The sequence below is a fragment of the Candidatus Limnocylindrales bacterium genome (assembly GCA_035626395.1).
Taxonomy (GTDB): Bacteria; Desulfobacterota; Binatia; order UBA1149; family CAITLU01; genus DASPNH01.
Window position 1 is genome coordinate 17309 of sequence record DASPNR010000006.1, and the last position, 11142, is coordinate 28450.

General features: G+C 69.1%; 9 protein-coding genes. 7 read left to right on the forward strand and 2 right to left on the reverse strand.

The annotated features are described in order from the left end of the window. The first annotated feature begins 6 nt into the window (after positions 1 to 6). Entirely contained in the window at positions 7 to 1974 is a 1968-nt protein-coding gene (locus VEC57_03320) for a hypothetical protein (GenBank protein HYB98144.1), read from the forward strand. Positions 1975 to 2030: 56 nt separating this feature from the next. Here VEC57_03320 and VEC57_03325 read toward each other — a convergent pair whose 3' ends face one another. Both VEC57_03325 and VEC57_03330 read right to left on the reverse strand, forming a co-directional pair. Continuing rightward, the gene (locus VEC57_03325) at positions 2031 to 2711 is read right to left on the reverse strand and encodes an alpha/beta family hydrolase (GenBank protein HYB98145.1); all 681 of its coding nucleotides are present in this window, start codon (positions 2709 to 2711) and stop codon (positions 2031 to 2033) included. Positions 2712 to 2795: 84 nt separating this feature from the next. Then, positions 2796 to 4583 carry a SulP family inorganic anion transporter gene (locus tag VEC57_03330; protein HYB98146.1) on the reverse strand — a complete coding sequence of 596 codons (1788 nt, stop codon included), beginning with the start codon at positions 4581 to 4583 and terminating at the stop codon, positions 2796 to 2798. 306 nt (positions 4584 to 4889) lie between these two features. Between VEC57_03330 and VEC57_03335 the strand changes: the two genes are divergently transcribed. The 6 genes from VEC57_03335 to rtcA all read left to right on the forward strand — a co-directional run bounded on the left by VEC57_03335 (position 4890) and on the right by rtcA (position 10877). Further along, positions 4890 to 5639 (forward strand): SPOR domain-containing protein, encoded by a 750-nt coding sequence (locus tag VEC57_03335; protein HYB98147.1) that lies wholly within the window; start codon positions 4890 to 4892, stop codon positions 5637 to 5639. Next, positions 5636 to 6229: an alpha-ketoglutarate-dependent dioxygenase AlkB gene (locus VEC57_03340; protein ID HYB98148.1), complete on the forward strand. Its 594-nt coding sequence runs from the start codon at positions 5636 to 5638 to the stop codon at positions 6227 to 6229. The genes VEC57_03335 and VEC57_03340 overlap by 4 nt, the downstream gene beginning before the upstream one ends. A 115-nt stretch (positions 6230 to 6344) precedes the next feature. Next, positions 6345 to 7829: an anthranilate synthase component I gene (gene trpE / locus VEC57_03345; protein ID HYB98149.1), complete on the forward strand. Its 1485-nt coding sequence runs from the start codon at positions 6345 to 6347 to the stop codon at positions 7827 to 7829. 55 nt (positions 7830 to 7884) lie between these two features. Continuing rightward, positions 7885 to 8895, forward strand: coding sequence for an anthranilate phosphoribosyltransferase (gene trpD / locus VEC57_03350; GenBank protein HYB98150.1), 1011 nt, complete (start codon positions 7885 to 7887; stop codon positions 8893 to 8895). Between the two features lie 117 nt (positions 8896 to 9012). Then, on the forward strand, positions 9013 to 9810 hold the full coding sequence (gene trpC / locus VEC57_03355) for an indole-3-glycerol phosphate synthase TrpC (GenBank protein HYB98151.1): 798 nt from the start codon (positions 9013 to 9015) through the stop codon (positions 9808 to 9810). 56 nt (positions 9811 to 9866) lie between these two features. Next, entirely contained in the window at positions 9867 to 10877 is a 1011-nt protein-coding gene (gene rtcA / locus VEC57_03360; GenBank protein HYB98152.1) for an RNA 3'-terminal phosphate cyclase, read from the forward strand. The last annotated feature ends 265 nt before the right edge of the window (positions 10878 to 11142 follow it).

The window sequence follows — 11142 nt, forward strand, 5'->3', positions numbered from 1 at the left end:
GTGCGCATGCACACGGCACAGGAGAGCACGCGCTTTCGGCTCGGCCTTCTCCTCTGCCTGGCCGTCGTCGTCTTCCTGGTCTGGCCCGTCACGAACGACGGCATGATCGTCAATGCGGACGCGCCGCGGCACCTGCTGCGCGTCAAGGTCATGGCCGAACAGTTCCTGCCGTCCGGCCACGTCGACGGCTGGTCGCCGTACTGGTACCTGGGCGCGCAGCTCTTCCTGTTCCAGTCCTACGGCTACTTCCTCGTCATCGGGTTGGCCGCGCTTCTTCTGGACGGCGTGCTCGACCTGCTCACCGTCTTCAAGGTCTTCTACGCGCTGCCGGTGGTCGCGCTGCCGCTGGTCGTGGCGCACGTCGCGCGGCGGCTCGGCGTCAGTCGCGACGGCGCGGTGGTTGCGGCGATGGCCAGCCTCGTGCTCGGCACCATGCTCGGCTTCGGCATGCCAGGCCTGTTCGTGACCGGGCTCCTGCCGCACTCGGTGGGCGTGCTGCTGTTCGCACTGGCGTGGCCGGTACTGCTGGACGCGTTGGACGGCGTGCCGGGCCAGCTCTGGAAGGCCGTGCTGCTGATGGCCGCCGCGCTACTGGCGCATTTCATCACCGGCGCGTACGCGCTCGCCGTTGCCGGCCTGGTTGCTGCCGGCATCGCGGTGGTACGCCGCGATCCCGGCTTGCTCGTCCGCTACGCGGCCATTGCCGCGCTCGTGCTGCTGCTCGCCGGACATGCACTGTTCCCTTCGCTGCAGTGGCACGAGCTCGGCGGCGGCTCGGTCGGATGGGGCGAGGGAGGAGGCCGTGCCGTCGCGCTCGCCACCGGCGGCCTGTTCGGTCCGCGAGCGCTCGTCCTGCCGGCGTACGCCGCTGCGATATGGGCCGTGCTGTTCGACCGCTCGCGGCTGGCCATCACGGCCGCCGTCGCTCTGGTGACGGCGGTGCTGGCGGTGACGGGGCCTTTTTCCTGGGAGCCGCAGCCGATGGTCGAGATGATGCGGCGGGTCGTGCGGCCTCGCGCGCTGTCGTTCGTGTGTCTTGCGACGGTGCTGTTCACGGGCGTCGCCTTCGATAAGGCGCGGCCGTGGCTGAGCGCCCTTGCACGACGGTCACGCCCCGGTGCGGCGGTCGTGGTCGCCGCTGTCCTTGTCATCGTCGGCAGCGCCGCCGCCGAGCTGGCGCATCATAGGCGCAACGTGGAGACCGAGTACGCGCAGCGCAAACGGCCGAGGAAGGAGTTCGCGCGAGTCGTGCGATGGCTCGACCGCAAGGCCGAGCATGGCGCGATCGTGGCGATGGACCGCACGGCGTTCCGCTGGGCGCGCCTCGGCGTGCACAGCGTCGTCAGCGTCCTGAACTTCCACACCGGCGTCTACACGCTCGGCGGTGATCAGGTCGAGCTGACCAGCGCGGGCAGACGCGGCGATCTCGGCCGCATCATGCGCAAGGGGTCGCGCCGCGGCGCCGAGCGGCTGCGCCGGCTGGGCATCCGCTATGTCATCGTCACCAGCCAGGACGTCCGTGAGTTCTTCGAGGGCAGCGACGACTTCGTGCCGGTGCTGCAAGAGAGGCGCACGACGATCTACCGCCTGCGCGACGGCGGCTCGCGTCTGAGCGGAGAAGGGTTTTCGGTCGAGCGCTTTCGCGATCTGACGCCCGAGCACCTGCGCTGGACCGTTCGCACCGCGACGCGGCGGCGCTGGTATCCGGCAACGGCGGCCGTCAGCTGGCACCCGAACTGGCAGGCGCTCGTCGACGGCCGGCCCGTCGTTACCAGGCAGGCCAAGGACTCGCTGATCCGGCTGCGCGTGCCGGCCGGCAGCGTGCGTGTGGAGCTCAAGTTCGAGCGCAGCGCCATGGAGTCGCTCTACAACTGGATCTCCGCGCTGACGCTGGCGGGTGTGCTCGCCGCAATGGTGTCGAGGCGGCGGCAGGCCATGCGCTCGCGCGCCGCCGTCGCCGCGGCAGCGACCTGACACGACTTCGAGTCGGGAGCCGCGACTGCGGCACGAGATTCCCGGCCAGCCGCGGCCTATGCCGTTGGCGCCTGCGCCGACATCCATTCGGCGATCGCCTCGACCATCGCTGCTCGTACGTCGGCATCGCGGCGGCCCGAGCGAACGCGCACGTGGAAGGAGTGGTCGCCGTCGTCGACGATTTCGATGCGCGCACGGCCGCCGAGGTCGCGGCAGATCGGCGCCAGAAGCCGCAGATCGGCCAGCTCGTCACGCGTGCCCTGGAGGAACAGCATCGGGATGTGCACGTCGAACAGATGCAGCGCGCGATCGGTGGACGGCTTGCCGGCAGGGTGCAGCGGGAAGCCGAGGAAGACGAGACCGCGCACGCCGGCCAGCGGCGCTTGCGCCTGCGCCTGCGAAGTCATGCGCGCGCCGAAGGACTTGCCGCCGGCAAACAGTGGCAGGCCTGCGCTGCGCCGCAGTGCCTCCTCGGCAGCGGCGCGCACGGTCGCCTGTGCCAGCGCCGGAGCATCGGGCCGCCGTGCGCCGCGCTCCATGAACGGGAACTGGTAGCGCAGGACCGCGACGCCGCGCCCGGCCAGGCCGGCGGCGATGGCGGCCAGGAACTCGTGCTGCATGCCGGCGCCGGCGCCGTGCGCCATGACGTAGCACGCCCACGCATCGGGAGGCCTCTGCCACAGGCCCGAGACCTGCTGCGCCGCCGAAACCGTTATCGCGACAGCCGTGGCTTCCATGCGTGATCATGCGGCGATCCGCGCGGCGATCGTTGCCGCACGAGCGGCAGACCACCGGCGGCGCCGCCGGCGAAGGAGCATGTCCTAGATCTCGTAGTACAGCACGCCGCGGTGAACCTCGCGGCCGCGCAGCGGGCAGGTCTCGCAGGGCTCTCCCATGAGCGTGAACGCGTACTGGACGCCCTTGCGCGTGCTGGTGTGGCGGATCGGCTGCTCGCGGAAGATGTTGGCCTGGCCCAGGCGCTCGGCGATGCCGGTGCGCTCCAGCGCCTCGGCCAGATCGTCGCGCACGCCGACCAGGATCACCTGCACGCCGCGGGCCTTCATCCGCTCCAGGTGCTCGTCGAGAACGCTCATGCAGACGGCGTCCGGGCTTCGCACCCGCTTGACGCGCAACACGACGGCGCGCGTGCGTTCGCGGATGCGCGACTCGATCGTCTCCAGGTGCTGCTCCAACTCGGGCGCCGATCCGAAGAACATCTCGCCTTCGAGGCCGAAGACCATGATGCGGTCGCATACGAGCTCGTCGTGCAGACGCTCCTGGATCACGCGGTCGGGCGTGACGATGAACTCGGTCATGTGCATGCGCGCCGCGCGCGGCACCACCAGCAGGAACGACATGAAGACGCCGATCAGCACGCAGAACTCGATGCTGACGGCGACCGCCGAGACGGCCGTCACGGCCACGATGATGGTGTCGAAGCGGGAGGCGCGCACGTGGTAGCGCAGCGCATTCCAGTCCACCATCTTCCAGGCCGAGACGATGAGGATGCCGGCCATCGCCGAGCGGGGGATGAAGCGCGCATAGGGCGCGAACGCCAGCATGATCGCGGCCACCGCCGCCGCCGAGATCACACCGGACCATTGCGTGACGCCGCCGGCCTGCTGGTTGATCGCCGAGCGCGTCAACGAGCCGGAGCCGGGAAAGCATTGGAAGAACGAGCCGACGGCGTTGGCAACGCCTTCCGACAGGCACTGCTGGTTCATGTCCAGCTTTTGCCGCGTCTGCGCCGCGATCGCCTTGGCCATCGACACGGCCTCGAGAAGGCCCAGCGTCGCGATCGCCAGCGCGCTCGTGGTCAGCGATTGCAGATGCGGGCTGTCCAGGGAGGGCATGGCGAAGTGCGGCAGATCGCGCGGGATCTCGCCGACCAACGCAACGCCCTGCTGGTCGAGCTTCATCCACGCCGCGGCCGCCGCCGTCAGCACGACGGTGGCCAGCAGGTCGGGAAACAGCCGCAGGCCCAGGCGCGCCTTCAGCGAGCGCAGCGTCAGCACCGAGGCGATGGCCGCCACTCCGATCGCCAGCGTCGGCACGTGCACCGGCCCGCCGTGCGCCAGCGTCTCCCACAGCCGCACCAGGAACGCGGAGTGCACCTCGCCGGCGGCCTGCAGCCCGAGCAGGTTCTTGAGCTGGTCGAGCACCAGCAGCGTGCCGGCGCCGAGCGTGAAGCCGACGATGACGGAGTGGGAGATGTAGCGCGTCAGGTCGCCCAGCTGCAGGAGCGTGATGCCGATCTGAATCGTCCCCACCAGCAGCGACATCAGGATCGCGGCCGCCAGCCGCTCCTGCGGCGGCACCAGCGCCAGCGCGCTCAGCAGCGCGATCGAAATGGCATTCGTCGGCCCGTTGATCAGCTGGCGGGAAGAGTCCAGCACCGCGCCGACCGCCGTCATCACGATGGCGGTGTAGAGCCCGTACTGCGGCGGCAGCCCGGCGACGATCGCGTACGCCATCGCCTGCGGCACGGCCACGGTGGCCACGGTGATGCCCGCGATGACGTCGGCGCGCAGCTCGGCAAGGCCGTAACTGCGCAGGGAGTCCAGGGCAGGGATCCGCCGCAGGAGCAGACTGGTCGAAGGACTGGCCATGGCCACACGGATGGGTGAGCATGCTGCCTACCATAGCGCCGGCGTGCGGCGAAGCGGCGGTCGCAGAGCTGACACGCCAACGTGCACTTCCTCGGATACCTCGACAGGTCATCGGCGTGAGCTTCGCCTTCCCGCATCCGACATGGCCGCTGGCGTCCATTCCTGCCGTGCTCGTGCAGTTCTGGGAGGACGTCAGCGAGATCGAGGACCGCGCCTGGACGTGCGCGAGGGGAAACGCACGCGCGAAAATGATAGCTAGTACGGGATCATCCCACGCCGGCCCGGCCGCGGGAACCAAGGGAGCGGATGGCGACCAGACGTAGCAGACAGCAACTGCAGTTCAGCGGCTTCGAGATGACGATGCTGGCGGTGAGCTTCGTCGTCACGGCGGTTTGTGTCTTTTTCCTCGGCTTCTACGTGGGCAAGAAGAACGCCGCGCTGCATGCCCCGCAGGAGGATCGAGTCGCCCGCATCCCGGTGGACGACTTCTCCAAGTATGCACGTCCGGCCGTGCCCGCCGGGGCGTCGGTGGAGGCCGCCGGCGCGGACAAGACCTCGCAGGCCAAGGCGGATGACGAGGCCGATGCCAAGGCAGTCGCCGTCGCCAAGGCCGAGGTCGCCGCACCTGACGATGCGAAGGCCGAGCGCAAGGTGCGCAAGGGCCAGGAGGCGGAGACGCCGATGGCCGATGATGCCGCCGACGACCAGGAGCCGGCGGTGCCAGCCAAGGCACGCAAGAAGGCCGATGCGGCCGTCGAGGAGCCCGCCGAAGAGGCGCGCGACGACGCCGAAGAGGATGCCGAGGACGGTCAGGCGCGCGCGCCGGGCTACACGGTGCAGGTGCTGGCGACCCGCAAGGAGGCGGACGCCGAAGCGCTCATCAAGAAGCTCAAGGCTCGCGGGTATGAAGCCTACGTCAAGCGCGTCAGCGACGGCCAGACCTCCTGGTATCGGGTGCGCGTCGGGCGCTACGGCGGCTTCGGCGACGCGCGCGCCATGGCCGATCGCTGCCGGCGCGAGCTCGGCCTGGAGCAGGCCTTCGTCAGCACCGAATGAAGCAGGCCGAGCTCTTTTCGGTCCCGCCCGCGCTTCCGTCCGGCTTCCACTACCAGGCCGACTTCCTCAGCCACGCCGAGGAGGAACGGCTGCTGGCGACGCTGGCCACGCTCCCGTTTCGCGAGGCGCAGTACAAGCAGTTCACGGCCAGGCGCCGCATCGTCAGCTTCGGCGGCAGCTACGACTTCAGCAGCAACGAGCTGATCCCGGCCGGGCCGGTACCGGAGTTCCTGCACCCGCTGCGCGAACGCATCGCCGAGTGGAGCGGCATTCCGGCGCAGGAGCTGACGCACGCGCTCATCGCCGAGTATCAGCCAGGCACGCAGCTCGGATGGCACCGCGACGTGCCCGACTTCGAGAAGATCACCGGAGTCTCCCTGGCCGGCGCGTGCCGCATGCGCCTTCGTCCGTATCCACCGGAGAAGGGGAGGCGGGACCTGACGATTCCGCTCGACCTGCCGCCGCGCTCCGCCTACGCGATGCGCGGCGTGGCGCGCTGGGGGTGGCAGCACGCGATCTCGCCGACCAAGGAGCTTCGCTACTCGATCACGTTCCGGACGCTGGCGGGCGAGAGGCAGCGCGTCGCTTGAGAGATCTGCTGCGCCGCGCCCACGCGCTGTCCCCGGCGGTCACGCGCTCGGCGTGCTGCGGCCACAGCAGGCGCGAGGCGCTGGAAGTGGATCGGCTCCTGGGCGAAAACCTCCCATGCCTGTGGTTCCCGACCTCGAGGGCTTCCGCCGCCTGGCCGCGCAGTCCAACACCATTCCGGTCTATCGCGAGGTAGCGGCCGACCTGGACACGCCGGTGTCGGCGTTCCTCAAGCTGCACCGCAGCGGGCAGGGCTTCCTGCTCGAGAGCGTCGAGGGCGGCGACCGCTGGGGACGCTACAGCGTCCTCGGCACCGATCCGCTCATGACGCTACGGGCGCGTGGCGGCGTCACGGTGGTGCACCGGCGCGGCGGCGGTCGGATGGAGATCGAGGCCGATCCGATCGAAGCGCTGCGCCGCGTGCTCGCGCCGTTCCACCAGGCGAAGGTCGAAGGGCTTTCGCGTTTTGCCGGCGGCTTCGTCGGCTACCTCAGCTACGACCTCGTGCGCACCATCGAGAAGCTGCCGGTTGCGACCGAGGACGATCTCGGCGCGGCCGACGTGGCGGGGCTGATCGCCGACAACTTCGTCCTGTTCGACAACGTCACGCATACCATGAAGGTGGTCAGCCTGGCCGTGGTTGGCACCGGCGACGACGTGACGCAGGCGTACGAGCGCGCGGTCGCCAGCGTCGAAGCCACGGTTCGGCGGCTGCGCACGGGCGAGATCCCGCTGCCGGCGCCGCACCAGGGCGAGGTCGTGCGCCCCGCTTCCAATCACACGCCGCAGGAGTACTGCGCCGCGGTCGAGAAGTGCCTGGAGTACATTCGCGCGGGCGACATCTTCCAGGTCGTCATCTCGCAGCGGTTCCGCGCGCCGCTGAGCGTGCATCCGTTCTCGATCTATCGCGCGCTTCGCACCATCAATCCGTCGCCTTACATGTTCTATCTGGACCTGGAGGACGAGGTCGTCGTCGGGGCTTCTCCCGAAGTCATGGTCAAGGTCGAGGGCAACCAGGTGGCGGTGCGGCCCATTGCCGGTACGATCCGGCGCGGGGCGACGCCCGAAGAGGACGAGGCGCTCGTGGCCCAGATGCTGTCCGACCCCAAGGAGCAGGCCGAGCACATCATGCTGGTCGACCTCGGACGCAACGACATCGGGCGCGTGGCCGAAACCGGCACCGTCAAGGTGAGCGAGCGCTTCACCGTGGAGCGCTACAGCCACGTCAACCACATCGTCAGCCACGTCTCGGGGACGCTGGCGCCGGGCAGGGACTGCTTCGATGCGTTCCGCGCGACCTTCCCGGCTGGGACGCTCAGCGGGGCGCCCAAGGTCCGCGCCATGGAGATCATCGAGGAGGTGGAGAAGTCTCGCCGCGGCGTCTACGGCGGAGCTGTGGGGTACGTCGACTTCCTCGGGAATCTCGATACTTGCATTGCGATCCGCACGTTGTTCGTCAAGAACGGGACGGTTTACGTCCAGGCCGGCGCCGGCGTCGTTGCCGACTCGGTCCCCATGAACGAGCAGGCCGAGTGCGAAGCCAAGGCGCGCGCGATGATGCTGGCCCTGGACCGCGCGGTCGAAATCGAGCAGTCCGCATGATGGCCACCCGCAGCGGTCATTCGCGGAATTGCGCCCGGGGCGCGGTGTCGAAGAAATGAAGGAATACCTCAGCAAGCTCGTGGAAGGCCGCAGCCTGACGGCAGCCGAGGCCGAAGAAGCCATGGGCATCCTGATGGACGGCAAGGCCACCTCCGCCCAGGTCGGAGCCTTCCTGGCCGCGCTCCAGACCAAGGGAGAGACCGCTGAGGAGCTCACCGGCCTCGTGCGGGCGATGCGCGCGCGCTGCACGACCTTCGAGTACGACGGGACGCTGGTGGATACCTGCGGCACCGGCGGCGACGGCCTCGGCACCTACAACGTCTCGACGGCTGCCGCCTTCATCGCGGCCGCCGCCGGCGCCAAGGTCGCCAAGCACGGCAACCGCGCGATGTCGGGCAAGGTCGGCACCGCCGACGTGCTCGAGGCCGCCGGCGCCAACGTCGAGCTGGCGCCCGAGCATGCCCGCCGCTGCCTGGACCGCTGCGGCGTCACGTTCCTGCTGGCGCCGCTCTACCATCCCTCCGGCCGCAACGTCGCTCCGGCGCGCAAGGAGATCGGCATCCGCACGGCCTTCAACCTGGCGGGCCCTCTGTGCAACCCGGCCGGCGCCAAACGGCAGGTGCTCGGGGTGTTCTCCGATACGTGCATGCACAACGTCGCCGAGGTCCTGCGCGAGCTCGGCACCGAGCACGCCCTGGTCGTTCACGGCTGCGACGGCAGCGACGAGATCACCGCCGCCGGACAGACCAAGGCCGTGGAGCTGCGCCGCGGCAAGATCACTCCCTGCGAGATCACGCCCGAGAGCTTCGGCATCGCCCGCTGCAGGCCCGACGACCTCATCGGCGGCGACGCCGCGCACAACGCGCAGATGCTGCGCGAGGTCCTTGCCGGCAAGCCGAGCGCCTACGCCGATGCGGCGCTGCTCAACGGCGCCGCCGCGATCTACGTCGGCGGCCTGGCCGATTCGCTCTATGCGGCGGTGACGCACGCGCGCCGCGTGCTGCAGACCGGAAAGCCGCTGCAGGTGCTGGAGAGCTTCGTGCGCGAGAGCAGGGCCGAACAGTGAAGCCGCATGTTTCTTTCGACAGGCGGACGTTGCGTGCCGCGGATGATGCGGCGCTGCGGCAGGGTGCGCCGCAGGCGCGTCCATGCTGAGGTGCCGCGGCCGGCGCGGAACGAAGCGATGATTCTCGACGAGATCCTGGAGGCCAAACGCGACGAGGTCGCCGCAGCACGCCGGCGCAGGCCGATCGAGGAGCTGCGCGCGCGACCGCTCTACGAGGAGCCGCGCCGCGGCTTCGCTGCCGCGCTCGCCCGCGAAGGCGCGGGACGCGCAATCATCGCCGAGATCAAGAAGGCCTCGCCGTCCAGGGGCGTCATTCGCGCCGACTTCGATCCAGTGACGCACGCGCGCCAGTACGAAGACGCTGGCGCCCGCTGCATCTCGGTCCTCACCGACACGCCGTACTTCCAGGGCAGCCTCTCCGATCTCGAAGCCGTGCGAGCAGTGACGACTATTCCGCTGCTGCGCAAGGATTTCACCATCGACGAGTATCAAGTCGTCGAGGCGCGCGCGCACGGCGCCGACTGCATTCTGCTGATCGTGGCGGCGCTCGAACAGGATGTGCTGGTATCGCTGCTGCACAGCGCCGGCCGTGAAGGCCTCGACGTCCTGGTGGAGGTGCACGACGAAACCGAAATGCGCCGCGCCGTCGATGCGGGAGCGATGCTCCTCGGCATCAACAACCGCAACCTGCGCACGTTCGATACGTCGCTCAATGTCACGCGGCAGCTCATTCCGGTGGCGCCCGAGGAGGTGACGCTGGTCTCGGAAAGCGGCTTTCGTCATCCGCACGAGCTCGGGCAGATGGAGCAGCTCGGCGTCAATGCGTTCCTGATCGGTGAGAATCTCATCAAGGAGCCCGAGCCGGGCCGGGCCCTGCGCTGGTTCCTGACGGGCAAGGATGCTGCGGAGCCCTGAGATCGCCGCGGCGGTTTCGTGCACTGGCAGCGGCATCATCGAGCGCAGGTGAGAGCATGCTGGTGATCGACGGCTCTCACGGCGAAGGCGGCGGCCAGATTCTTCGCTCCTCTCTTGCGCTGTCGCTGATGCTGGGCGTGCCGTTTCGCATCGAGCGGATCCGTGCGCGCCGCAGCAAGCCCGGGCTGTTGCGGCAGCATCTGACGGCAGTCCGCGCGGCGGCGGCCGTGGGAAGCGCCGACGTCGAAGGAGCCGTCCTCGGATCGCAGACTCTTGCCTTCCATCCGCGCGCCGTGGCTGGCGGCAGCTACCGCTTCGACATCGGCTCGGCCGGCAGCACCACGCTGGTGCTGCAGACGGTGCTCGTGCCGCTGCTGCTTGCTTCGGCTCCCTCGGACGTCGAGTTCATCGGTGGAACGCACAATCCGCACGCGCCGCCGTTCCGCTTCCTCGAGCGGACGTTTCTGCCGCTTCTGTCCGCGATGGGCGCACGCGTGCATGTCGAGCTGGTGCGGCCGGGTTTCTATCCTGCCGGTGGCGGCGTTCTACGGATGCGCATCGAGCCGGTCGCGCGCCTCACTCCAATCGACGCGCTCGAACGCGGCCGACAGCGGACTGCGTGCGCATTTGCCGAAGTCGCCAAGCTTCCGCTGCTGATCGCCGAGCGCGAGCTTGCGACGATCGAAGGACGAACCGGCTGGCCGACGGAGCATCTCGTCGCGGCCGAGCTTACGAATTCGATCAGTGCGGGCAACGTGATTTCGATCGAGCTCGCATACGAGCACGTCACGGAGGTGTTCACGGCATTCGGTGAGCGAGGGGTGCGTGCCGAGGACGTTGCCGCCGACGCCGTCGAGCAGATGCAGCGATACGTCGCCAGCGACGCCGTCGCGTGCGAGTTTCTCACCGATCAGCTTCTTCTGCCGATGGCGATCGCCGGCGGAGGCGGCTTCACGGCCCAGTGCGCGTCGCTTCACGCCACGACGAATGCCGATGTCATCGAGCAATTTCTGGAGCGACGCGTGCGGTTCGAGCAGGAGGACAAGCGGGTTCGGGTGACGGTGTGAGGGGAGGGGCTGCGGCGGCGTTCCGCGCCGCCACGTCGGCTCATTTCGGCGCTGCGGTAGGCGAGGGGTCGGGCGCGCCGCGACGGTGGACCTGGCGTCCGTCAAAAATAACGGAAACAGCATAAAAAAAGCCTTCCGCTCACTTGCCAGGCGCAGTGTTTTCGTACTATGTTCGCCTCGATGATCGAGGTCTCCGCTGCCATTCGTGACGACGTCTCCAGCCGCTTCGTGCGCCTGCCGCTGGCCGGCACCCGCATCACGGCCG

Coding starts and splice junctions, on each gene's coding strand:
- VEC57_03335 (HYB98147.1), top strand. CDS start 4,890: ATGGCGACCAGACGTAGCAGACAGCAACTGCAGTTCAGCGGCTTCGAG.
- rtcA (HYB98152.1), top strand. CDS start 9,867: ATGCTGGTGATCGACGGCTCTCACGGCGAAGGCGGCGGCCAGATTCTT.
- trpD (HYB98150.1), top strand. CDS start 7,885: ATGAAGGAATACCTCAGCAAGCTCGTGGAAGGCCGCAGCCTGACGGCA.
- VEC57_03325 (HYB98145.1), bottom strand. CDS start 2,711: ATGGAAGCCACGGCTGTCGCGATAACGGTTTCGGCGGCGCAGCAGGTC.
- VEC57_03340 (HYB98148.1), top strand. CDS start 5,636: ATGAAGCAGGCCGAGCTCTTTTCGGTCCCGCCCGCGCTTCCGTCCGGC.
- VEC57_03320 (HYB98144.1), top strand. CDS start 7: ATGCACACGGCACAGGAGAGCACGCGCTTTCGGCTCGGCCTTCTCCTC.
- trpC (HYB98151.1), top strand. CDS start 9,013: ATGATTCTCGACGAGATCCTGGAGGCCAAACGCGACGAGGTCGCCGCA.
- VEC57_03330 (HYB98146.1), bottom strand. CDS start 4,583: ATGGCCAGTCCTTCGACCAGTCTGCTCCTGCGGCGGATCCCTGCCCTG.
- trpE (HYB98149.1), top strand. CDS start 6,345: ATGCCTGTGGTTCCCGACCTCGAGGGCTTCCGCCGCCTGGCCGCGCAG.